At 64.9% G+C, this 22,129-nt stretch carries 22 protein-coding genes and 1 pseudogene; 19 read left to right on the top strand and 4 right to left on the bottom strand.

From position 1 onward, the window contains the following. Positions 1–13: 13 nt before the first annotated feature. On the bottom strand, positions 14–406 hold the full coding sequence (locus ASD14_RS16490; RefSeq protein WP_082538831.1) for an MliC family protein: 393 nt from the start codon (positions 404–406) through the stop codon (positions 14–16). A gap of 118 nt (positions 407–524) precedes the next feature. Continuing rightward, positions 525–2,300 (bottom strand): M14 family metallopeptidase, encoded by a 1,776-nt coding sequence (locus ASD14_RS08725; protein ID WP_056131766.1) that lies wholly within the window; start codon positions 2,298–2,300, stop codon positions 525–527. A gap of 153 nt (positions 2,301–2,453) precedes the next feature. Between ASD14_RS08725 and ASD14_RS08720 the strand changes: the two genes are divergently transcribed. The 3 genes from ASD14_RS08720 to ASD14_RS08710 all read left to right on the top strand — a co-directional run bounded on the left by ASD14_RS08720 (position 2,454) and on the right by ASD14_RS08710 (position 5,422). Then, entirely contained in the window at positions 2,454–3,086 is a 633-nt protein-coding gene (locus tag ASD14_RS08720; RefSeq protein ID WP_056131763.1) for a glutathione S-transferase, read from the top strand. Positions 3,087–3,226: 140 nt separating this feature from the next. Then, a complete protein-coding gene (locus tag ASD14_RS08715; RefSeq protein WP_056131761.1) occupies positions 3,227–4,789 on the top strand; it encodes an oligopeptide:H+ symporter in 1,563 nt (520 codons plus the stop codon). Between the two features lie 30 nt (positions 4,790–4,819). Next, positions 4,820–5,422 (top strand): rhomboid family intramembrane serine protease, encoded by a 603-nt coding sequence (locus ASD14_RS08710; RefSeq protein ID WP_056131757.1) that lies wholly within the window; start codon positions 4,820–4,822, stop codon positions 5,420–5,422. A gap of 14 nt (positions 5,423–5,436) precedes the next feature. Here ASD14_RS08710 and ASD14_RS08705 read toward each other — a convergent pair whose 3' ends face one another. Next, a complete protein-coding gene (locus ASD14_RS08705) occupies positions 5,437–5,634 on the bottom strand; it encodes a hypothetical protein (protein WP_056131754.1) in 198 nt (65 codons plus the stop codon). A 220-nt stretch (positions 5,635–5,854) separates the two neighbouring features. Between ASD14_RS08705 and ASD14_RS16050 the strand changes: the two genes are divergently transcribed. The 8 genes and pseudogenes from ASD14_RS16050 (at position 5,855) to ASD14_RS08660 (ending at position 14,306) form a co-directional block, all read left to right on the top strand. Continuing rightward, entirely contained in the window at positions 5,855–6,721 is an 867-nt protein-coding gene (locus tag ASD14_RS16050; RefSeq protein ID WP_157475183.1) for a hypothetical protein, read from the top strand. A 4-nt stretch (positions 6,722–6,725) separates the two neighbouring features. Beyond that, a complete protein-coding gene (locus ASD14_RS08690; RefSeq protein WP_235565341.1) occupies positions 6,726–7,049 on the top strand; it encodes a GNAT family N-acetyltransferase in 324 nt (107 codons plus the stop codon). A 63-nt stretch (positions 7,050–7,112) separates the two neighbouring features. Beyond that, positions 7,113–7,829: a pseudouridine synthase gene (locus ASD14_RS08685; protein ID WP_056131746.1), complete on the top strand. Its 717-nt coding sequence runs from the start codon at positions 7,113–7,115 to the stop codon at positions 7,827–7,829. 92 nt (positions 7,830–7,921) lie between these two features. Beyond that, positions 7,922–8,764 (top strand): DUF3298 and DUF4163 domain-containing protein, encoded by an 843-nt coding sequence (locus ASD14_RS08680; protein WP_056131744.1) that lies wholly within the window; start codon positions 7,922–7,924, stop codon positions 8,762–8,764. 32 nt (positions 8,765–8,796) lie between these two features. Next, on the top strand, positions 8,797–9,942 hold the full coding sequence (gene cfa, locus ASD14_RS08675) for a cyclopropane fatty acyl phospholipid synthase (RefSeq protein ID WP_235565340.1): 1,146 nt from the start codon (positions 8,797–8,799) through the stop codon (positions 9,940–9,942). Positions 9,943–10,005: 63 nt separating this feature from the next. Further along, positions 10,006–10,635 (top strand): annotated as a pseudogene (locus ASD14_RS08670) (UdgX family uracil-DNA binding protein); the annotation flags it as partial. 186 nt (positions 10,636–10,821) lie between these two features. After that, on the top strand, positions 10,822–12,015 hold the full coding sequence (locus ASD14_RS08665) for a glycerophosphodiester phosphodiesterase family protein (RefSeq protein WP_056131739.1): 1,194 nt from the start codon (positions 10,822–10,824) through the stop codon (positions 12,013–12,015). A gap of 194 nt (positions 12,016–12,209) precedes the next feature. Continuing rightward, positions 12,210–14,306: a M13-type metalloendopeptidase gene (locus ASD14_RS08660; RefSeq protein ID WP_056131736.1), complete on the top strand. Its 2,097-nt coding sequence runs from the start codon at positions 12,210–12,212 to the stop codon at positions 14,304–14,306. 163 nt (positions 14,307–14,469) lie between these two features. Here the strand turns inward: ASD14_RS08660 and dinB are convergent, their stop codons facing one another. After that, positions 14,470–15,606, bottom strand: a complete 1,137-nt coding sequence (dinB, locus tag ASD14_RS08655; protein WP_255355016.1) for a DNA polymerase IV — start codon at positions 15,604–15,606, stop codon at positions 14,470–14,472. Between the two features lie 374 nt (positions 15,607–15,980). On the opposite strand from dinB, the gene ASD14_RS08650 reads away from it, so the two are divergent. From ASD14_RS08650 to ASD14_RS08615, 8 genes are all read left to right on the top strand, one after another. Further along, positions 15,981–16,613: a CDP-alcohol phosphatidyltransferase family protein gene (locus ASD14_RS08650; protein ID WP_056132382.1), complete on the top strand. Its 633-nt coding sequence runs from the start codon at positions 15,981–15,983 to the stop codon at positions 16,611–16,613. Positions 16,614–16,753: 140 nt separating this feature from the next. Continuing rightward, positions 16,754–17,770 carry a class III poly(R)-hydroxyalkanoic acid synthase subunit PhaE gene (gene phaE / locus ASD14_RS08645; RefSeq protein WP_056131729.1) on the top strand — a complete coding sequence of 339 codons (1,017 nt, stop codon included), beginning with the start codon at positions 16,754–16,756 and terminating at the stop codon, positions 17,768–17,770. 11 nt (positions 17,771–17,781) lie between these two features. Beyond that, positions 17,782–18,852, top strand: a complete 1,071-nt coding sequence (locus ASD14_RS08640; RefSeq protein ID WP_255355023.1) for a class III poly(R)-hydroxyalkanoic acid synthase subunit PhaC — start codon at positions 17,782–17,784, stop codon at positions 18,850–18,852. 18 nt (positions 18,853–18,870) lie between these two features. Continuing rightward, positions 18,871–19,251 (top strand): DUF5329 domain-containing protein, encoded by a 381-nt coding sequence (locus tag ASD14_RS08635; protein ID WP_056131725.1) that lies wholly within the window; start codon positions 18,871–18,873, stop codon positions 19,249–19,251. A 31-nt stretch (positions 19,252–19,282) separates the two neighbouring features. Continuing rightward, positions 19,283–19,483, top strand: coding sequence for a PspC domain-containing protein (locus ASD14_RS08630; protein ID WP_082538829.1), 201 nt, complete (start codon positions 19,283–19,285; stop codon positions 19,481–19,483). Continuing rightward, a complete protein-coding gene (locus tag ASD14_RS08625) occupies positions 19,480–19,920 on the top strand; it encodes a hypothetical protein (RefSeq protein WP_082538828.1) in 441 nt (146 codons plus the stop codon). Before ASD14_RS08630 ends, ASD14_RS08625 begins: the two co-directional genes overlap by 4 nt. Beyond that, positions 19,917–20,672 carry a prolipoprotein diacylglyceryl transferase family protein gene (locus tag ASD14_RS08620; RefSeq protein ID WP_056132379.1) on the top strand — a complete coding sequence of 252 codons (756 nt, stop codon included), beginning with the start codon at positions 19,917–19,919 and terminating at the stop codon, positions 20,670–20,672. Before ASD14_RS08625 ends, ASD14_RS08620 begins: the two co-directional genes overlap by 4 nt. After that, complete coding sequence (locus tag ASD14_RS08615; RefSeq protein WP_056131714.1) at positions 20,669–22,114, top strand: radical SAM protein; 1,446 nt, start codon at positions 20,669–20,671, stop codon at positions 22,112–22,114. The genes ASD14_RS08620 and ASD14_RS08615 overlap by 4 nt, the downstream gene beginning before the upstream one ends. Positions 22,115–22,129 lie beyond the last annotated feature (15 nt).

Genomic DNA, 22,129 nt, shown 5'->3' with positions numbered 1-22,129 from the left:
TTGCAGCTTGTGGTCAGCCGCGATCCTTGGTGCATTCGACCACGGGCTGGCCGACGCGGGTCAGGGTGACCCTGCCAGGCCGGCTCCAGAATTCGTTGCCGGCCGCATCGGCGAAGCGCGCGCCGTCCTCGTTGGCCATCGACTTCAACGTCAGCTCGCGATCGGCTGTCTCCAGGGTGATCGATTCGAGCGACTCGTCATCAAAGTGGGTCGCGACGGCAAGCTCGCCGCAGCGCCAGCGGGTCACCGCAGTGGCGGTCCTGTGTGTTGAAGCCGTAGTGCCGGAAGCAGTTGGCGGAGCTGAAGCATCGGCCACGGTCTTGTCCTGCGATGAAGGCTTGCATGCCGTCAGTGCAAGGACGCATACCGGGATCCCGACCAGCAACGAAAGACGGTAGGAAGCCATGAATATCCCCGGAAACACGATCGGCGCAGGCTACACCTGAGCCGATCGTTGTCATGCATGGCTTGCGTGAGCGAGGTCACATTGCAGCGATGCCGCCGCTGCTCCGTTGCGACTTGCTTCAGGGCAGCACGTCGACGCGCAACACCGGATACTGGTTGTAAGCCTGGTCCCACGACGCATGCAGGCGGGCAAAGAATTCCAGCCGCGCCGCCGGACTCTTGGCGAACTCCGGATCGTCCTTCAGCTTCTGCTCGAAACGAGCCTTCAGCGCCGGATCTTTCGCCAGCATCTCCCGCGCGACTTCCTCGGCGACGTAATCCTCCATGTATTCCTTGCGCTCGAAGGCGTTGTTGAACTCGCCCCAGGCAACCAGCGCGTCCGGCGCGAGCGGTTCCAGCAACGACATCACCAGACGCGCCTTCGGTTGCGCGATCGGAACGAAGAGGGCGCCGGCACCCACTTCGCGACGCTCGGGCTTCCAATCACCAGTGACGGCAAGCGTCTGGTGGCCTTCGAACGATTGCGTTGAGAACTTCGTGGTGTCCGCGCGGAAAACGCCAACATCGGCAGTTGTGAGAGGCGCCTCCAGACGCCGCGACTGGATGCCGTGCTGCTGCAACTTGGCCTGCACCCAGCCAGCATGCGCGGCGGGAACGATGTAGCCGGCACGCGGCGCGATAACGACGTGGTTGGGGACGATTTCATCGCGCAGCGGCAGGTTCCACACCTGCGGCCTGGTCTCGTCGTAGTGGGTCATCAACGCGCCGGAGATTTCCGACGGCATGCGCGTGTACTCGTAGCCTTGGAACGCGATCGTGCGCACCTTGTCCGTGGCTTTGTAATCCAGTGCGACCTGCTGGCCGCCCAGCTTGCTCGCACGCTCGTCCGCGGCACGCTCCTGCCTGAGCCATTCCTTGCCGTTCGCGGCGATCAGTTCGGCCGCGGCGAGCACCGTGTTGCGGGTGACGCGGACGCGGGTCGGATAGTCCTTCCACGAATGCGTTTCCACCAGCATGCCCAGGCGATTGCGCTGCGAGAAATACGCCTGCGAGAACCGCGGCGGCGCGACGCTGTGCTCGAAGCCGGATGCCGGATTGTCGTTCTCCACGAACGAGGGATAGAACGGCAGCGGGATCGATCCCTGCTTCTCCAGGCGAGCGATCACGCCATCCCGCCATGCCTTCCCCATCGCGCGCAACGGCTCGTCGGCGCCGCTGGTAGGCTCGACCATGATCGAGACGTCGTGCTGGAACTTCGCGCCATCGGTGACGTGCAGGTCCATCATCGCGAGCGGATCCCATTCATTCGCCAGCCGCAGCATCGCCTGCATTTCCGGCGCGTCCGCCTTCACGTAATCGCGGTTGAGGTTGTAGTTCTGGGCGGTGGTGCGCCAGCCCATTTCTTCGGGGCCGCGCTGGTTCGGACGATTCCATGCGGCGAAGCGCTCGTGGCCGTCGACGTTGAACACCGGCACGAAGAGGACGACCAGCTTGTCGAGCACGCCCCTGCCGGCCTTGCCTTCGAGCATCTCGCGCAACAGCAGGAAGCCCGCGTCCTTGCCATCGATCTCGCCGGCGTGGATGCCGCCTTGCGCGAGCAGCACCGGCAGGTTCGCCGCGCGTGCGGATTGCGGATCGAGGTGCCCGGTGGTGCTGACCGCCAGCGCCTTCATCGGCCGTCCTTCCGGCGTCGTGCCGAAATTGAAGCAGCGCACCGCCTTCGGATATTCGCGCTGGAAGGCATCGCACAGAGCGATCACTTCGTCATAGCGCCCGGTCCTGGTGAAACCGCTGCGTTCGGAAACCGTGGTGAGGCCCGAAGTCGCGGCGTGTGCAGCGAACGGCGAACCGATGGAGAAGGCGAGGGCGGTGGCGAGCAGGAGATTGCGCGGCATGTTGGGGAGTCGTGTCGGGTCGGAAGGTGGCAACGATAACCGTCGCGCGGACGATGTAGCGAAATTGCGCTGATGCTGCTGCCAGCATGCCGGCAGCAGCGAGCCGGCGAGGGAGCATGCGATCATCCCTGCATAGTCCCAGGAGAGAGCCGCATGTACTCGCTTTACTACGCCCCCGGCGCCGCCAGCATGGTCGTGCATTGGCTACTGATCGAACTTGGCGTGCCGCACGAACTGCGACTGGTCGACACCAAGGCCGGGCAGCAGAAGTCGCCGGAATACCTCAGCCTGAATCCAAACGGCGTCGTGCCGACGCTGGTCGACGAGGGGGCGGCGCGCTTCGAATGCAGCGCGCTCGCGATGTTGCTGGCCGACCGCCACGCGCATGCGGCACTGGCGCCTGCGCCCGATAGCCCGCTGCGTCCGGACTACCTGCAGTGGATGTTCCATCTTGCCAATGCGGTGCAGCCGCTGTTCCGCATCTGGTGGTATCCGCACGAACCTGCGGGCGCCGCGAACGAAGAAGTCGTGCGCGAATGCGTGCGTCCGCGAATCGAAGCCGCTTGGGACCGCCTGGACGCGCACCTCGGCGCGCATGGCCCCTACCTGCTCGGCGACCACGTCAGCGCGGCCGACTTCTACCTGGCCATGCTGATGCGCTGGTCACGCAACATGCCGCAGCCCGCGACGACCTGGCCGCACCTGGCGGCGCTGGCGCAGCGGATGAAGACGCGTCCTTCGTTCGCCACCTTGTACGAACGCGAAGGCCTCACCGAATGGGCCTGATGGCCTGAAGGAACCGGGGCCGGCGCACCCGGCCCGGTTGACTCCCGGTGTTACCCTGCCGCGGGCCGGCGGGGCATGTGCTCCCGCCTTTTTCCTGACGTCCGCCGGAGCATTCCGCCGGCAAGAACCTGCGCGATTCCATGACAGCCAGTATCGAAACCACCAACACCGGAAAGCTGCCGCGGCAGATTCCCTACATCATCGGCAACGAAGCCTGCGAGCGCTTCGGCTTCTACGGGATGCGCAACATCCTGACGCCGTTCCTCGTGTCATCGCTGCTGATGTACATCGCCTCGCAAACCGAGCGCGAGCACATGGCGAAGGAAGTGTTCCACACCTTCGTCATCGGCGTGTACTTCTTCCCGCTGCTGGGCGGCTGGATCTCCGATCGCTTCTTCGGCAAGTACAACACCATCCTCTGGTTGTCGCTGGTGTACGTGCTGGGCTTCGTGTGCCTGGCCCTGTTCGTCGGCAATCCCACCGGCTTCTATGCCGGCATGCTGCTGATAGCGTTGGGATCCGGCGGCATCAAGCCACTGGTATCCGCATTCGTCGGCGACCAGTTCGACCAGACCAACAAGGCGAAGGCCAAAGTGGTCTACGACGCGTTCTACTGGACGATCAATTTCGGCAGCTTCTTCGCGTCGCTGCTGATGCCGGTGGCATTGCGCAACTTCGGTCCTGCTGTCGCGTTCGGCATTCCCGGCGCGCTGATGTTCCTGGCCGTGGTGATCTTCTGGGCCGGGCGCCACAAGTACACGAATGTGCCGGCTGCACCCCCGAATCCGCATTCGTTCCTCAATGTCGTTCGCACGGCATTGACCGCGAAGCAGGATAGGCAGGGGCGAACGGGTCTCGTCATTGCAGTGCTGGGCGCCGTGCTTGCCGCGGGATCGTTCGCAATGTGGCTGGCCGGTTCCCTGGAATTCGTGCCGGCGTTCTGCCTGGCGCTGGTGCTGGTGATGGCATTCGGCGGCATGGGCGCGGCACTGCAGCTGGAACGCGCTCGCGGCGTGCATCCGGACGAAGCCGTCGATGGCGTGCGTGCCGTGTTGCGCATCCTCATCGTGTTCGCGCTGGTCACGCCGTTCTGGTCGCTGTTCGACCAGAAGGCCTCGACCTGGGTGATCCAGGGTGAGCTGATGACCAAGCCAGTGTGGTTCCAGGCCGCGCAGATGCAGGCGCTGAATCCGGCGCTGGTGATGTTGATCATTCCGTTCAACAACCTGGTGCTGTATCCGCTATTGCGCCGCATGGGCATCGAGCCGACGCCACTGCGCCGCATGGGTACCGGCATCGCGTTCTCGGCCGTGGCGTGGATCGTGGCGGGCTCGCTGCAACTGGCCATCGACGGTGGCGATCCGGTGTCGATCGTGTGGCAGGTGCTGCCGTACGCGCTGCTGACGATGGGCGAAGTGCTGGTGTCGGCAACCGGGCTGGAGTTCGCCTACAGCCAGGCGCCCGCGTCGATGAAGGGCACGATCATGAGTTTCTGGCTGTTGTCGGTCACCGTCGGCAACCTGTGGGTGTTGCTGAGCAATGCGGCGGTGCGCAATGAAGCGGTCATCTCGAACATCGCGCACACGGGCCTGAGCGAAACCGCCTTCCTGATGTTCTTCTTCGCGGGGTTCGCCATGCTGGCGGCGCTGGTGTTCGCGCTCTATGCGCGGCGCTATCCGATGCAGGACCATTACCGCGCGTGAGGCCGGACCGGAACGAGGATCGATAGAACCATGGTCACCATCATCCTGATCGTCGTGACGGCCGCGGTTTCGTGGCTGGCCTTCGAGCGTCCCGCCATCGTGCAGCGCCTGATCCTGTGGCCGCCGGCGATCGAGCGCAACAAACAGTTCGACCGCCTGCTCACGCATGGCTTCATCCATGCGGACTTCTCGCATCTGTTGTTCAACATGATCACGCTGTTCTTCTTCGGCCGCGTGGTCGAACGCGTGATGTCGCAGTACATCGGCTCCATCGGCTACGTGCTGTTCTACCTGTCCGCGATAGTCGTAGCGATCCTGCCGACGTACATGCAGCACCGGCATGACGCGCGCTACAGCAGCCTGGGTGCATCCGGCGGCGTATCGGCGGTCCTGTTCGCTTCGATCCTGCTCGATCCGTGGATGTGGATCATGGCGCCGTTGCCGGTGCCCGGATTCCTGTACGGCATCGGCTATGTCGCGTATTCGTTCTGGAAGGACCGGCAGGGCGGCGGCAACGTCAACCACAGCGCCCACCTGGCGGGCGCCGCTTACGGCGTCATGTTCATGCTGCTGATGGAACCCGCCGTGTTGCCGTCGTTCCTGCAGCGATTGATGACGCCGCGGTTCATGTGAACCGATGCGGCCGCTCAGGCCGCGATGCGTATGCGTGGCGACGAGCCGGGAGTTGCAGCGCCGTAGGTGGCGAACAGGCGTGACTGGATCACCGCGTCGATCGCGGCCAGTTCGTCGGCATGTTCTTCCGCGTGTTCGGAAAGCTCGAAGTAGCGGTGCATCAGGGCTTCGTCGCCGTACTGCTCGTAGGCAGCCAAGTTTGCCTGGGCCATGTGGGTCACTCCCCTGGACGGAATCGCAGCTTCCCTGCTGCTTCGTATCTGACGGATGAAGAAGGTTTTTCGGCGCCTTTCGGCACCGTATCCACATCAACGCAAGCCGGGAGGAAGGGCGGTCACGCGATTTGCGCTCACCTAGCATGAATGCCGTGCGTGCTATCCGTTCAGCCGCAAGGCGCGGCAATCGCGCTGCAATCGTGGACACGGAGGCAGCATGGCAACCCGCAAGAAGACGACCGCCCGCAAGGCGGCGAAGAAGGCGACCCCGAGGAAGGCAGCGGCCCGCAAGGCACCGGCCAGGGCCGCGAAAAAGGCGGCCAAAAAGGCCGTGAAGAAGGCCCCGGCGAAGAAGGCCGCGGCCGCCAGAAAGACGACCACCGCCAGAAAAACAACCACTGCCAAGAAGGCCACCAGGCGGACCGCAGCCACCAAGGCTGCCGTCAAGACCACGGCGCGCAAGACAGCCGCAAAAAGGGCGCCGGGCAAGGTCGCAGCAAAAAAGGCCGGAACGGTTTCGGGCCGGACCACCGCTGTCAGGACAGCTACCCCCAGGAAATCGGCCGCCGGTGCACGTGGCGCCCCTCCGGAGACGACGCAGCGCAGCGCCATCCGCAAGGCGACAGAGCGGCCGGCAGGCGCCAGTGGCGTGACGGAGCAGGAAAAATCGCAACGTCGCCGCGCCGCGCGTACCGACGCGCGCTCCACCATCGAACCCGCCGCCGGCGTCACGACGAACTTCGGCCGAACCACCGCGGCCACGCCGCGCGACACCGACCGCGGCACCTCGCGCACCCGCAAGGTGCATCGGATCACGCCGGAGGAGGCGCTCGCGAACACCCGCGAGTTACTCGAGGCGAAGCAGGCGCGTGATCGCGAGCCGCCGCCGTGGCGCGCGCTCGATGCCGAGCACGGCCAGCCCCTGAGGGACAAGGCCATTCCTGCCCGCGACGCGGAACAGGAAGCCGAAGCGAACATGAGCGCAGAAAAACTGCACCGTGCCGAGAGCCGCCTGGATGCGATCCAGGGCAGCGTCAGCCAGCAGGACCGGCATCAGCAGGGCCGTCACGACGCGAAGGACTAGACTGATGCTCGCATCACGTCCTGACATCGGAAGCCATCGCCTGAACGCCATGCAGCAATACGAAATCCACCACGACCCCGTCGCCAGGCGTTTCACCACCGTCGTGGAGGGCGTCGAAGCCGAGGTGAATTACCACTACGACGGCGACATCCTGGTCATCCACCATACCGGCGTGCCGCGTCCCATCGGGGGACGCGGCATTGCCTCGGAGCTCGTGCGCGCTGCCTTCGAATTCGCGCGCGGCGCGGCGCTGAAGGTGCGTCCATCCTGCTCGTACGCCGCCGTCTGGGTGCAAAAGCACAAGCAATACACCGACCTGCTCGCGTAGCAGCCGGAGGCCGACGATGGGGAGGGCGTATCATTCCCCGCCGCTCCACATCCCCCGGGCTTCATGCGTCTCAACAAGCACATCAGCGACACCGGCTTCTGCTCGCGTCGCGAAGCCGATCGCCTCATCGCCGAAGGCCGCGTCACCGTCAACGGGATGCGCGCGCGCGTCGGCGCTGAAGTGGGCGAGGGCGACCAGGTCCTCGTCGACGGCCAGAAACTGCAGGTCCGCACGGCCGCCAAGGGACAGCGCAAGCACGTCTACATCGCGCTGAACAAACCGGTGGGGATCACCTCGACGACCGAATCGGGCGTCAAGGACAACATCGTCGACTTCGTCGGCCACGAGAAGCGCATCTTCCCGATCGGGCGCCTCGACAAGGATTCCGAAGGCCTGATCCTGCTCACCAGCAACGGCGACATCGTCAACGAGATCCTGCGTGCCGAGAACAAGCTCGAGAAGGAATACCTGGTCGCCGTGAACCATGCGGTGACCGATGAATTCCTGCGCGCGATGAGTCGCGGCGGCGTGCCCGTGCACGGCGAGCCCACGTTGCCATGCAAGACCGGAAAACTGGGAAAATTCGGCTTCCGCATCGTGCTGATGCAGGGCCTCAACCGGCAGATCCGCCTGATGGCGGCGCACTTCGGCTATCGCGTGAAGCAGCTCGTCCGCGTGCGCATCGGCAACGTCAAGCTGGCGCACCTCAAGGTCGGCCAGTGGCGCAACCTCACCGATGCCGAACTGCGTGGATTGTTGCCGCAGCGCACTGAGTGGTAATCCCGGTTGCGTAGCCGGTGCAATGCCGGTGCAATGTGAATGCGCAAATCACGCTCCCGGCGATACTGTTACTGGATCACAAGGATCGATCCATGCGCACGACTTTCCCACGCACTTCTTGCCTGAAGCTGTGTGTCCTGGCGTCGCTGCTTGCAATGTCGGCCGCGTGCCGGCGCGAGCAACCGGCTGAGCAGCCCACGGCCCCCGCTGTGCCCGCGTCGATACCAGGTGGCAAGGCGGTGGTGGATTCCTCCCTCAAGGACGTCACCGAGAACACCCCCGATTACGTCATCGGCATCAGCTACCCGCAGGTGGCGGTGCAGTACCCGATGCTTGCGGCGGAACTCAGGCGTTATGCCGAAGCCGCGCGTTCGGACCTCGTCGAAGCGGCGAAGGGCCGCGGGAAAGAGGAGGGTGCCGCGCCATACGAACTGGTGTTGCCGTTCTCCGAACTGCACGTCTCGCCGACGCTCGTTGCCGTCGGCGTGGACGGCAGCAGCTACACAGGCGGGGCGCACGGCGCGCCATTGATTGCCCGTTGGGTCTGGTTGCCGCAGCGGAACCAGCTGCTGCGCGCCACCGATCTGGTGACGGATCCGAAGGGCTGGGAGGCGATTTCCGGACTGGTGCGAGAGCAACTGCATACCGCGCTGTCGCAGCGCGTCGATGCCGACGAATTGCCGCCCGGCGAGCGCGTGGAAGTGCTCAAGAACGCTAACCGCATGATCGATGACGGCACCGTGCCCGATCCGCAGCATTTCAGCCAGTTCGAGCCGCTGGTAGGATCCAGTGGCCGCATTCGTGCCCTGCGTTTCGTCTTTCCGCCCTACCAGGTGGGACCGTATTCCGATGGCACGCAGACGGTGGAGGTGCCGGCGGTGTCGCTGCTTCCGTACATCGCGCCGGCCTACAGGAGTCTGTTCGAGGGAGGTTGATCCCGTGCGTCCAGGCAGTGTGAGTTAGAGCCATGTCCGCTACGCCATCGCCCGCGACCGTGATGCGGATTCCTCATCTCCGCCACCGGCTGGAACGGTTGCTGGCGCACGCCGACGTGCGCGTCGATGGCGATCGCGACTGGGACCTGCAGATGCACGATCCGCGGCTTCCCATGCGCCTGCTGGCACAGGGTTCGCTCGGACTCGGCGAGTCGTACATGGACGGCTGGTGGGATGCTCGCTCGCTCGATGGTCTTCTCTACCATCTGCTCGATGCGCGCATCGACGAACGCGTGCGCGGCATCGCCGCCTACCTCGACGGACTGCGCGCACAGCTGTTCAACCTGCAGACGCGCAGCCGCAGCTTCACCGTCGGCGAGCGCCACTACGACCTCGGCAACGACCTTTACGCCGCGATGCTCGGCAAGCGCCTGGTCTACAGCTGCGGTTACTGGCGCGAAGCCACCACGCTCGACGAGGCGCAGGAAGCCAAGCTCGATCTCGTCTGCCGCAAGCTCGGACTGCAGCCGGGCATGCGCGTGCTGGATATCGGCTGCGGCTGGGGCGAGGCGCTGAAGTTCGCCGCCGAGCGCTACGGCGTGAGCGGAGTCGGCGTCACCATCTCGCGGGAGCAGGCCGATTACGCGCGCAGGCTTTGCGATGGGCTGCCGATCGAGATCCGCGTGCAGGACTACCGGGAACTCGACGAGAAATTCGACCGTGTCTTCTCGATTGGCATGTTCGAACACGTCGGCGTGAAGAACTATCGCCGTTACTTCGAGGTCGCGCGCACGTGCCTGCCCGAGGACGGCTTGTTCCTGCTGCACAGCATCGGCAGCAACCAGTCGCAGCACCACACCGATCCGTGGATCGCACGCTACATCTTTCCCAACTCGATGCTGCCTTCGGCGGCGCAGATCGCACGCGCGGCGGAAGGGCTCTTCGTGATGGAGGACTGGCACGGCTTCGGTCCCGATTACGACCGCACCTTGCAGGCGTGGCGCGACAACGTCGAAGCGGCGTGGCCGCAGCTGCCGTCGTACGACGAGCGATTCCGCCGGATGTGGCGCTTCTATCTCTCCGGCTCCATGGCCAGTTTCCGTGCGCGGCGCATCCAGCTGTGGCAGGTCATGCTCTCGCCTCGCGGTATCCGCGGCGGTTACATCGCTCCGCGCTGACCGCCGGCCGCTTCCCACGCGCCGTGCACGGGACACGACGGACAATGCCGCATGGCCACGAAGAAGCCGCGCAAGCGTGCCGTTCCCGAGGGCAGCGCGCCCGAGCCGGTCGACGACAGCCTCGACGCATTGCGCGGCGCGGCCATGGGTTGCAAACGCTGCGATCTGTGGAAACCGGCGACGCAGACGGTCTTCGGCGAAGGCCCGCCGCGCGCCCGCATCGTGGTGATCGGTGAGCAGCCGGGCGACCAGGAAGACCTGAGCGGCCGGCCTTTCGTCGGCCCTGCGGGAAAGTTGTTCGATCGCGCGCTGGAAGAACTCGGCATCGGGCGCGCCGACATGTACGTGACCAATGCGGTCAAGCATTTCAAATTCGAAATTCGTGGCAAGGTGCGCCTGCATCGCAGTCCGGATCCAGGCCAGCAGAAAGCCTGCCGCGTGTGGCTGGACGGTGAGATCGAGCGCATCCGTCCCGACGTGATCGTGTGCCTGGGGGCGATCGCCGCCAAGGCCATTCTCGGCAACAAGTTCGGGCTGATGAAACAGCGCGGACTGTGGCAGACCCTGCCCAACGGGGCGCGCGTGATTGCCACCGTGCATCCTTCGTATGTGCTGCGACAACGCGATTCGGAATCGCGCCACATGGCCTACGCGGCCTTCGTGCGTGATCTCAAGCCGCTCGCCAGGTTGTGATGCATGTCGCCCGCCGGGCGATGACCTGTGACCATCCCGCTTCCGCGACTGCAGTCATGAGCGTGCACGGCCGGACGAGGGGAGCCAGCATTTCCCGACCCGCAAGGGGTTCATCATGCACGGCAGGTTGCTTGCCAGCATCGCCGCCGGCACGTGCAACGACAGGATTCGTGGAGGACACATGCCGTGACCCAGCGCGCCAATCACCAGGGACTGATCGTGATCGGTCATCGCGGCGCCAGCGGTTATCGTCCCGAACACACCCTCGAGTCGTACCGGCTGGCCATTCGCCAGGGCGCCGACTTCATCGAGCCCGACCTGGTCCTCACGCGCGATGGCGTGCTGGTGGCGCGCCACGAAAACGAGATTTCCGGCACCACCGACGTTGCCAACCATCCCGAGTTCGCCGGGCGCCACACCACCAAGACGGTCGATGGCCGGACACTGACCGGCTGGTTCACCGAAGACTTCACCCTCACCGAGCTCAGGACGCTTCGTGCGAAGGAGCGCATGCCCGGATTGCGTCCGGCGAACACGCGTTACGACGGCATGTTCCAGATCCCGACCTTCGCCGAAGTCGTGCGCCTGGCCAAAGCCGAAAGCCGTGACGATCACGTCATCGGGGTGTATCCGGAAACCAAGTATCCGACGTATTTCGCCCGCGAAGGCTGCCGTCTCGACGGCGGTCCGATCGCCCTCTCCCCCGGCCGCATACTGGTCGACACGCTGGTCGCGGAAGGCTTCACCGATCCGCGTCGCGTCTACATCCAGAGCTTCGAAGTGGCCAATCTCATCGAGCTGAAGACATCGATCATGCCTTCGATCGGCGTCGACTTCCCGCTCGTGCAGTTGTTCGCCGACATCTGGTCGACGGGGCCGTACGACTTCCGCTGGAACGCCGCGCATGGATCCGACCTGGATGCGCTCTACGGCGGGCTGGTCGACGTGGTCGGCGGCATCAATGCCGGCACGCAATACCAGTCGCTGGCGACCGGGCCGGCGCTGCAATGGATGAAGGCGAATTACGCCAGCGGCATCGGCCCATGGAAGGCAAACATCCTCCCGCGCGCGAACCTCTCGGCGACACGAGGTGCCCACGACGACGGCAAAGCCGAACTCGCCACGCGCAACCCCGGCCCGGGGCATCCGTTCCTGTCGCATGCACTGAAGGCGGGCCTGGTGGTGCATCCATACACGTTGCGTGCCGAAGAGAACTATCCGAGTCAGCCGCCGCATGGAATCAACCCATCGGTGATCGCCGAAGCGGTACAGCTGTACGGCCTTGGCGTGCAGGGTTTTTTCATCGACCAGCCCGATCTGGGCGTCATCGCGCGCGAGATCTTCCTCGGCATCCACAAGCCGGCCCGCGGTAATCCTTGAACAGGGCGAACGCACGCGCCGCGGCCGGACGACGCGAGCAGCCATTACCTGCTTCTTGTCCTGTGGGCAGCCGAACCGCCTAGCCCGAATGTCACATGTGTTGGACGCGTGGGAATTGCTACGGTCGACTTGCACCGCAAGCCCGCGACAGAGCCTGCAAACCCCGCGACCGACCCGCCCATCACGGAGAGACCATGTCCGTTCCTTCGATCAAACCGCTGGCCGCAGGCTGGATCCTCGGCGTGCTTGCGCTGACTGCGTGCGATGCAGGCAAGCCCACGGCTTCCCAGGCCCAGGCGTCCACGGGCGCGATGGCTTTCAGGCTCGACGAAAGCAAGCTGCCGCAGGTAGCCGGTTTCAAGGCCAGCGACCTGGACGCCAACACCGGCGCGTGCAGCGACCTGGATGCCTACGTCAATGGCAAATGGAAAGCGGCCAACCCGATTCCTTCGGACCGCACCGACTGGGGCCTGTACGAAATGATGAGCGAGCGCTCGCTCGCCGTGCAGCACCAGTTGGCCGCACATGCCGGTTCGATGGAAGGCAGCGGCGTCGAGAAGATCATTGGAGACCTGTGGGTGACCGGCATGGACGCCGCGAAGCGCGATGCCCAGGGAATCCAGCCGCTACAAAGCCGCCTCGACACCATCGCGGCACTGGACGATGGCGAGTCGATCGCCGAATTCCTGCGCCAGTCACATGCAAAGGGCGAAGGCTTCGTCTTCAGCTTCGGACCGAGTCCCGACTTCAGGGATTCCAACGTCAACATCGCCTACGTCGTGCAGGACGGACTGGGCCTGCCCGATCGTAGCTACTACTTCGACGCCGACAAGAAGGACGCGCGCGACGCCTACCAGGCGCACATCGCCAAGGTGCTGGAAATGTCCGGCACGCCTGCGGCCGATGCAGCCGCGCAGGCGAAGGATGTCATGGCGTTCGAAACACGGCTTGCGAAGGTTTCGAAATCCAGCGAGGAGCTTTCGCGCGACACCGCCCTCTACTACAACCCGGTCTCGGTCGCCGATGCCGACAAGCTCGCGCCACATTTTCCGTGGAGCCGCTTCTTCGCATCACAGGGGTTGGAAGCGCCGAAGATGTTCTCGCTGGCGATGCCGGCGTTCCAGCGGGAATTTGACCGGATGCTTGCCGACGTCCCGGCGCCGACATGGAAGAGTTATCTGCGCTTCCACACGGTCGACAGCGCCGCGCCGTTCCTCAGCGATGCGTTCGCACGCCAGTACTTCGAATTCCACGACAAGGCGCTCAATGGCCAGAAGAAAATGAAGGAACCCTGGAAGCGGGTGCTGGGCACCATCGACGGCCAGGCCGGCGAAGCCATGGGGCAGTTGTACGTGAAGGCCGCATTTCCCGCCGACTCCAAGGCCAAGGTGCTGGAGATGGTGCAGAACATGCGCGAGGTGCTGAAGGCGCGCCTGGAGAAGCTGGAATGGATGGGCGATGCCACGCGGCAGAAGGCGCTGGCGAAGTGGGCGACGTTCACGCCGAAGATCGGCTATCCCGACACGTGGCGCGACTGGTCCGGACTGCGGACCAATCGCGACAGCTACATCGGCAATGTCCTGGCCGCGAACGAATTCAACTACAAGTGGAACCTCGGCAAGATCGGCAAGCCGGTGGATCGCAGCGAGTGGGGCATGAGCCCGCAGACGGTCAATGCCTACTACAACCCCCAACTCAACGAAGTCGTGTTTCCCGCGGCCATCCTGCAGCCGCCGCTGTTCGACCCCAAGGCCGACGACGCGCTCAATTACGGCAACACCGGCGCCACGATCGGGCATGAGCTGATGCACGGTTACGACGACCAGGGCAGCCGTTTCGGGCCGGGTGGCAACTTCGAGAACTGGTGGACCGACGCCGATGCCAAGGGCTTCACCGCGCGCAGCGAGAAGCTGGTGCGGCAGTTCGATGCGTATGAAGCGCTGCCGGGCATGAAGGTTAACGGCCGGCTGACGCTGGGCGAAAACATCGCCGACCTCGGCGGTATCGAGGTCGCCTATGACGCGATGAAGAAGGCGGCCGGCAACACGCCCGACCCGATGGTCGAAGGCATGAGCCGCGACCAGCGCTTCTTCGCCAGCTACGCGCTGAGCTGGCGCAGCACGATGACGCCCGAATCACTGAAGGTGCTCGTCGCCTCCAATCCGCATGCGCCGGCGAATTTCCGCGCGATCGCACCGCCGGCGAACATGCCGGAGTTCGCGGCGGCGTTCCAGTGCAAGGAGGGCGACGCAATGGTGCGTAGCGGTGACAAGCGGGTCGTTATTTGGTGATCTTCGTCGACCAGCGCGGGAGTGAGTTCACCACTCCCTCCGGGAGAAGGTAGCGCGGAGGATGAGAGTTCGACGAAGCAGGGAAGCCGATGCGGGACAGAGAAGTGGAAGCGAGCGTGGCCTGATTGTTGGCGCGTTCGTCATCTCTCCGTTTCGCCGCACCTCACTCCAACGTTTCTCCCGATGGGAGAGCTGCTTCATGGGAGAGGGCTTCGGCAAACAGATCCTCCTGCGCCTTTGCACTATCGGCATCGATAAACCCCGACAACCCCACGCCGACCAGCCGGTAACGCGTACGGCTCGGCAGCTCCACCCGCCAGCGCAGTTCGCAGGCGATGTCCGCCAGCTGTTGCAGCGACGCAGGCCGTGCAGGTGGGGTGACGCTGCGCGTCAGCGTGCGGAAGTCGGAGGTCTTCAGCTTCAGCACCACGGTGCGCGCAAGACGGCTTTCGCGGGACGCGAGCTCCCGCTCGTAACCCGCCCACGCTTTTTCCGCGAGGCGACGGATGTGGGATTCGAGTTCTTCGAGCAGCAGGTCATGCTCGAACGTATCTTCCGCCGAGATCTGCATCGTCGGCCGTTCGCTCTGTACCGCATGGTCGTCGATCCCGAGCGAAAGCTCATGCAGGCGATGACCCCAGCGGCCGAAGCGCTGCTCCAGCTCTTCGACGCGAATCGCGCGCAGATCGCCCACCGTGGTCACGCCCAGTTGCGCGAGCTTGCCTTCCATCACCTTGCCGACGCCAGGCAGGCGGCCCACCGGCAACGGTTCCAGGAAGGCGAGCGCCTGATGTGGGCGGATCACGAACAATCCGTCGGGCTTGTGCCAGTCGCTCGCGATCTTGGCGAGGAACTTGTTCGGCGCGACACCTGCCGAAGCGGTGAGCAGCGTTTCGTCGCGAATCGCATCGCGGATCGCTTCCGCCGTAGCCGTGGCGGTCGGCAATCCGGTCTTCGTCGTGGTGACGTCGAGGTAGGCTTCGTCGAGCGACAGTGGCTCGATCGCGTCGGTGTGGCGCGCGAAGATCTCGCGCACCTGTCGCGACACCGCCTTGTAGCGGGTGAAATCCGGCGGAACGAAGATCGCCTGTGGACACAGGCGCTCGGCGCGGACCGCGGGCATCGCGGAACGCACGCCGAAGCGGCGCGCCTCGTAGCTGGCGGCGCACACCACCGAGCGCGAACCGCGCCATGCGACCACCACCGGCTTGCCGCGCAACGAGGGTTCGTCGCGCTGTTCCACGGACGCATAGAACGCATCCATGTCGACGTGCACGATCTTGCGGGGTAGGGCGGTCACTGCGGAATTGTAGGCGTCTCGCATGGTTGCAGGCAGCGGCCGGCTTGGCGTGAAGGCGCACTCTGGCCACGCTGCGCGCCGATGGGACGTGGAGGCCGATGAAGGACAGGAGGTCCCATGCTGCCGAAGATTCGCTTCCCGCCCGCGTCGTGAGGAAATCTCGGACACGCATGCCCACTGCCTTCGCCGCGACTTCTTCTGGATGAATGCCGCCAGCTGAAGACGTTCCGCGCCTGATGCGTCGGGGGCTGACGTTCAACCTCCACATCTGTCGGAGCACGACACCGGCCGGCCGAGTGACCGATTCGTGAGCGCCACGGGAGGGATGCCGTTCCATGCTTGCCCTCTCGCATCGCAGTTGGCAGCATCGCCCCATGAGCAGCCCAAACCCGCAGCGCCGCCATTTCTCCATGATCCGCGGCTTCCACCTGGCCGACTGGTTCACGCTGGCCAATGCCTTCTGCGGAACGGGTGCGATCTTCGCGGCGATGCGCTTCCTGCAGGATGGCGTCGTCCGCGACCTGCTGATCGGCATGGCGCTGATCCCCGCGGCCTTCATCTTCGATGCGCTCGATGGCCGCGTCGCGCGCTGGCGGCAGTCGTCGTCCACGCTGGGCCGTGAACTGGACTCGCTGGCTGACGTGATTTCCTTCGGCGTCGCGCCTGCGGCGCTGGCCTATGCCTGCGGGCTGCAGGGTGGATGGGACTGGGCCGTGCTCAGTTATTTCGTCGGTTGCGGCGTCAGCCGCCTGGCGCGCTACAACGTCACCGCCGAACAGCTGTCCGGTGGCGGCGACAAGGTGAAGTATTTCGAAGGCACGCCGATTCCGACCAGCCTTGCGCTGGTGATCGTGCTCGCGGTCGCCGCATGGCAGGGCGCACTGGGCGAGAACGTCTGGTTCGGTATGGTGCAACTGGGCCCGTGGCAGTTCCATCCGCTGGTGCTGATGTTCGCGCTCTCAGGTTCGCTAATGATCAGCAAGACCCTGCGCATCCCCAAGCCGTAACGCTCCCGTAGCGCCGCGCCTGCGCGGTGCCCTGCCTTGGGATGAAGAAGCACCGCGCAGGCGCGGCGCCACAAGACGGCCGTACGCGCACGTCCGCAACATCCCCGGCGTTATCATCGCGGCCTCGACGGAGGAAGCCGATGGCCAGTGGATTCGACGACTTTGAACAGCTCGCGCGCCAGTACTGGGGCGCCTGGGGCGAGGCAATGCGGACGAACGCAGCGCCCACCCAGCCCACGATGCCCGGCTGGAACGACGCACTGAGCTGGTGGTCGCAACTGGCGAAGGGAGCTGCGGCCGCCAATCCGGCCAGCGGCGCCGAAGACGCGGTGAATCGTTTCCAGTCGCAGGCGCAGCAGTGGTTCGGACAGATGCAGCAGCTGGCGGCGCAGTTCGCGGGTGGTCCGGCGCAACCGGCCGATATCACGGCGGCGTGGCGACGCATGCTCGGCGCGAATGGCGGCAACGCCTTCGCCGACATGTTCAAGGGCATGTCCGGGCCGGGCCAGCACGGCATGGACGAATGGATGCAGCAGATGAAGCCCTTGCTGGAATCGATGCAGCGCGATGGCCGCAGCTGGCTGGGGCTGCCGGCGTTTGGCTTCGCACGCGAGCACCAGGGGCGCTGGCAGCACCTCACGCAGGCGCAGCTCGACTACCAGGACAAGAGCAACGCCTACAACGCGCTGATGGCCGAAGCCACGCAGCTCGCGTTCGGCCGCTTCGAGGGCAAGCTTGCCGAGCGCAGCGAACCCGGACGCCAGCTCACCAGCGCACGCGCGTTGTTCGACCTGTGGATCGATGCGGCGGAAGATGCCTACGCCGAAGTGGCGTTGTCGCCGCGCTTCCGCCAGGTCTACGGCGAGTTCCTCAATGCGCAGATGAAGGTGCGCGCCGCGCTGCAGCGCGAAGTGGAGCAGTACTGCAACCAGATCGGCATCCCGACCCGCACCGAAATCGACGCCGCGCACCGCAAGATCGTGCAGCTAGAACGCGAACTTCGCCGCATGCGCGACGCGCTGCACGAACGTTCCGAATCCAGCGATTCGCCGCAAGGCGGAGCTTCGGCGCCAAAACCGAAAGCCGCGAAGAAGGCAGAACCCGCCGCGGCCAAGCCGGCCAACAAGACCGCGCCAAAGAAGAGGGCACGCGCATGAGCGCTCCCGATATCCACAGCCCGTTCAATTTCACGCCCGAGTCGCTCGCCAACGAAGCGATGCAGACGCAGGCCAAGCTGCGCGCGGCGCTGGAAACACTGCACGAAGTCGAAGACGTGAATTACGGCGCTACCGCGCGCGAGGAAGTGTGGCGCGACGGCAAGGTCGTGCTGTACCGCTTCCGCGGCGAACGCGCACCAACTGCAAAAATACCGCTGCTGATCTGCTACGCGCTGGTCAACCGTCCGTACATGGTCGACCTGCAGAACGACAAGTCGCTGGTGCGCGGCCTGCTCGAACGCGGTGAAGACGTGTACGTGGTCGACTGGGGCTATCCGGACCGCTCGGATCGCTATCTCGATCTCGAGGACTACATCCAGCGTTTCCTCGGCGGCGCCGTCGACCACCTGCGCCGCACGTATCGCATGGACAACATCAACCTGCTCGGCATCTGCCAGGGCGGCGCATTCTCGCTGTGCTACGCGGCGCTGAATCCGAAGAAGGTGCGCAACCTCATCACCATGGTCACACCCGTGGATTTCCATAGCGACGACAACATGCTGTCGAACTGGGTTCGCTGCCTCGATGTCGATGCCTTCGTCGACACGCTCGGCAACGTGCCGGCCGACCTCATGAACTGGACCTACCTCACGCTGAAGCCGTGGCGGCTGTTCGTGCAGAAGTATGTCGGCATGGTCGACATCCTGGACAACAAGCAGGCGGTGGAAGATTTCCTGCGCATGGAGAAGTGGATCTTCGATTCGCCCGACCAGGCAGGCGAAGCATTCCGCCAGTTCGTCACCCAGTTCTACCAGCGCAATGGTTTCGTCAACGGTGGCATCGAGATTGGCGGACGGCCGGTGGATCTCGGGTACGTCGACATGCCGGTGCTGAACATCTACGCGGAGCAGGACCACCTGGTGCCGCCCGCTGCATCGAAGGCGCTCAAGGACCTGGCGGGTACCGAGGACTACAGCGAGCTCTCGTTCAAGGGCGGCCACATCGGCATCTATGTGTCCAGCCGCGCCCAGCGCGACATCCCGGCGGCGATCCACGACTGGTTGGCTCAACGCGCGCAGTAACGTGCGGGGCATTCCGTGATGCGCTTACTGTTACTGCTGTCGATTGCGCTGCTGGCGTTTCCCGCAGGCGCTGCACCACCGGCCGCCGCAGTACGCGAAATCGAAGGTCTCATCGCGGCGCTCGGTGCTTCCGGCTGCGATTTCCAGCGCAATGGCAGCTGGTATCCGGCGAAGAAGGCGGAGCAGCACCTTCGCCGCAAGTACGACTATCTCCGCGAGCGCGACAAGGTCGCCTCGGCCGAGCAGTTCATCGAGCTCGCCGGCACGCGGAGCAGCATGAGCGGCAGGGCGTACCGCGTGCGCTGCCCGGGCAAGCCGGTCGTGGATTCGGCCGCGTGGCTGCAAGGCCGCTTGCGCGTCCTGCGGGGCTCTGGTCCAACCAGCAGCGAGCCACGCTAGACTCATTCCAGAATGATTCCGGAGCCCGATCGTGAACGTGCAGCCAACCCTTTCCCGCTCCCGTAACGACCGTGTTCTCGCCGGTGTAATGGGCGGAATCGCGCGCCGCTTCGGCTGGAATTCGACGCTGGTCCGCGTGCTCTTCGTGCTGGTCTCGATCCTCTCCGCCGCATTCCCCGGCATCGTGGTCTACCTGATCCTCTGGCTGCTGATGCCGGAAGAGGGCAATTGAATCCAGCCTTGCGCCGCGCCCTCATCGTGCTCGGCCTGGTGTGGGCACTGCCGAACACCGTGCTGGGACTGATCGCGGGGCTCGTCGGACTGGCCTTCGGTGCGCACGTGCATTGGCGGCCGCGCGATCTCGCCGTCGTATTCCACAACTGGCCCTGGGGGCCGGGCGGGGCGCTGACGCTCGGCAACGTGATCCTGCATACCGGCGACACGCTGGATTCGACCTGCGTGACCTACGCGCATCGCGCCGGGCACCGGCACGAAGATCCGATCATGCTCGTCGACCACGAGCGCGCGCATGTCTACCAGTACATGGCGCTCGGATTGCTGTTCCTGCCGCTGTACCTGGTGTGCGGCGGCATCAGCGTGCGCAATCCGTTCGAGCGCGCCGCCGACCGTTACGCACAGACCGGCCGCGGCTGGTGGCCGTGGGCGTGAACCCGGGTTTGTTCGGGAATCTCTTCCAGCAACCCGCCTGGGTGCATTGGGTCTTCGAACTGCTCGCGTACACGATCGGTTTCCGCCTCTACCTGGCGTTGCGAAGGCGGCAACCGGATTACGCGCTCGCCGACCGCGACAGCAACCTCGTCGTGATCGTGTGCGCGGCATTGGGTGCGGCGCTGGGTTCGAAGATCGCGTACTGGCTCTACGATCCGGCCACAGCATTCGCGGATTTTCCCGACTGGCGCGCACTGCTCGGCGGCAAGTCCATCGTCGGCGCATTGCTGGGTGGTCTGATCGGCGTGGAAAGCGGCAAGCGCGCGGTGGGAATCACGCGTTCGACGGGCGACCTGATGTGGCCGGCATTGCTTGCTGCCATGCTGATCGGCCGCGTCGGTTGCCTGCTCACCGCGCTGCACGACGGCACCGCGGGTTCGCCGACCACCTTGCCGTGGGGCGTGGACTTCGGTGATGGCGTGCCGCGCCATCCTTCGCCGTTGTACGAGATCGTTTTCCTCGCGGTGCTCGGTGCAGTGCTGTGGCGGAAACGCGGCGATTTCGTCCGCGAAGGCGATGCGTTCCGCATATTCCTAGCGTCCTATCTCGTATTCCGGCTCGTGCTCGACTTTCTCAAGCCGATGCCGTTGCCGTACTTCGGCCTGTTTTCCGGGCTGCAGCTCCTGTGCCTGGCCGGCCTGCTGTATTACGCTCGCGACATGCCACGCCTGGGGAGGGCGCTTCGGACATGACAGGGAAGGTTCGCCCGTATCTGTTTTACGACAGCGCCGTCTCCATCTGCGCCACGTGCCTGCGCCGCGTCGAAGCGAAGATCCTGATCAAGGGCGACGACGTCTTCCTCGAGAAGTGGTGTCCCGAGCACGGCCGCGAGCGCGTGCTGATCGCCGATGACGCCGCGTATTACCGCAAGTCGCGCGAGGTCTTCATCAAGGCGCCGGAAATGCCGCTGCGTTTCAACACGCCGCAGCACTGGGGTTGTCCCTACGACTGCGGCCTGTGCCCGGAGCATATGCAGCACAGCTGCCTCACGCTGGTCGAGCTCACGGATCACTGCAACCTGAAATGCCCGGTGTGTTACGCCGGCTCTGGGCCGCATCGAACCGGCTTCCGCGATCTCGCCACGATCGAGCGCATGCTCGATGCCGTCGTCGCCAATGAAGGGGAGCCCGACGTTGTGCAGCTCTCCGGCGGCGAACCGACGCTGCATCCGCAGTTCTTCGACGTGCTCGACGCGGCCAAGCGCCGTCCGATCCGCCACCTGATGGTCAACACCAACGGCCTTCGCATCGCGAAGGAACCGGAATTCGCCGCACGCCTTGCGGAATACCAGCCCGGCTTCGAGCTGTACCTGCAGTTCGACTCGCTGCGTGATGAAGTGCACCAGGAGCTGCGCGGGGCGCGCCTGCGCGACATCCGCCTGCGCGCGCTCGAAAACCTCAATCGGCACGACATCTCGACAACGCTCGTGGTCACGGTGAAGAAGGGCCTCAACGACGGCGAACTCGGCGAGATCATCGACTTCGCCCTGCAGCAACCGTGCGTGCGGGGGGTGACGTTCCAGCCGATCCAGGACGCGGGCCGCAACGAGAATTTCGACCCGGCGAAGCATCGCCTCACGCTGAGCGAGGTCCGTCGCCGCATCCTCGAGCAGACGCCGCGTTTCGCACCCGAGGACCTGATCCCGGTGCCATGCAATCCCGACTGCCTGGCGATGGCGTACGCGCTCAAGCTCGGCAACGACGTCGTGCCGCTCACGCGATTCGTCAGTCCGCAGACACTGGTCGAAGCCGGGCGCAACACGATCGTGGTCGAACGCGACGAAGGGCTGCGCGCGAAGGTGTTCGAGCTGTTCGCCACCAACCACTCGCCGGAATCGCAGGCGTGCTCGCTGTCGGACCTGCTGTGCTGCCTGCCGCAGGTGCAGGCGCCGCAGGACTGGACGTACCGCAACGTGTTCCGCGTGCTGATCATGCAGTTCATCGACGCCCACAGCTTCGACCTGCGCGCGGTGAAGAAGAGCTGCGTGCACATCGCGCAACCGGATGGCCGGATCATTCCATTCGATACCTTCAACCTGTTCTACCGCGACGAACAGGCGCAGCGCTTGCAGCAGCTGCGCGATGAAATCCGTCCGGCACCCGTGGCCACGCTCATCGAAGAGGCTGATGCATGAATTCGCCTTACGAAC

It is taken from the genome of Lysobacter sp. Root494 (assembly GCF_001427225.1).
Taxonomy (GTDB): Bacteria; Pseudomonadota; Gammaproteobacteria; order Xanthomonadales; family Xanthomonadaceae; genus Agrilutibacter.
Note: the sequence above shows the minus strand (reverse complement) of the source record. Positions and strands in the feature narration are given on the sequence as shown.

Bases quoted from the DNA above. Each gene is read 5' to 3' on its own strand.
- ASD14_RS08615 (WP_056131714.1), top strand. From the start codon at position 20,669: ATGACAGGGAAGGTTCGCCCGTATCTGTTTTACGACAGCGCCGTCTCC.
- ASD14_RS08685 (WP_056131746.1), top strand. From the start codon at position 7,113: ATGCGTCTCAACAAGCACATCAGCGACACCGGCTTCTGCTCGCGTCGC.
- phaE (WP_056131729.1), top strand. From the start codon at position 16,754: ATGGCCAGTGGATTCGACGACTTTGAACAGCTCGCGCGCCAGTACTGG.
- cfa (WP_235565340.1), top strand. From the start codon at position 8,797: ATGTCCGCTACGCCATCGCCCGCGACCGTGATGCGGATTCCTCATCTC.
- ASD14_RS08705 (WP_056131754.1), bottom strand. From the start codon at position 5,634: ATGGCCCAGGCAAACTTGGCTGCCTACGAGCAGTACGGCGACGAAGCC.
- ASD14_RS08720 (WP_056131763.1), top strand. From the start codon at position 2,454: ATGTACTCGCTTTACTACGCCCCCGGCGCCGCCAGCATGGTCGTGCAT.
- ASD14_RS08635 (WP_056131725.1), top strand. From the start codon at position 18,871: ATGCGCTTACTGTTACTGCTGTCGATTGCGCTGCTGGCGTTTCCCGCA.
- ASD14_RS16050 (WP_157475183.1), top strand. From the start codon at position 5,855: ATGGCAACCCGCAAGAAGACGACCGCCCGCAAGGCGGCGAAGAAGGCG.
- ASD14_RS16490 (WP_082538831.1), bottom strand. From the start codon at position 406: ATGGCTTCCTACCGTCTTTCGTTGCTGGTCGGGATCCCGGTATGCGTC.
- ASD14_RS08715 (WP_056131761.1), top strand. From the start codon at position 3,227: ATGACAGCCAGTATCGAAACCACCAACACCGGAAAGCTGCCGCGGCAG.
- ASD14_RS08690 (WP_235565341.1), top strand. From the start codon at position 6,726: ATGCTCGCATCACGTCCTGACATCGGAAGCCATCGCCTGAACGCCATG.
- ASD14_RS08680 (WP_056131744.1), top strand. From the start codon at position 7,922: ATGCGCACGACTTTCCCACGCACTTCTTGCCTGAAGCTGTGTGTCCTG.
- ASD14_RS08710 (WP_056131757.1), top strand. From the start codon at position 4,820: ATGGTCACCATCATCCTGATCGTCGTGACGGCCGCGGTTTCGTGGCTG.
- ASD14_RS08660 (WP_056131736.1), top strand. From the start codon at position 12,210: ATGTCCGTTCCTTCGATCAAACCGCTGGCCGCAGGCTGGATCCTCGGC.
- ASD14_RS08650 (WP_056132382.1), top strand. From the start codon at position 15,981: ATGAGCAGCCCAAACCCGCAGCGCCGCCATTTCTCCATGATCCGCGGC.
- ASD14_RS08725 (WP_056131766.1), bottom strand. From the start codon at position 2,300: ATGCCGCGCAATCTCCTGCTCGCCACCGCCCTCGCCTTCTCCATCGGT.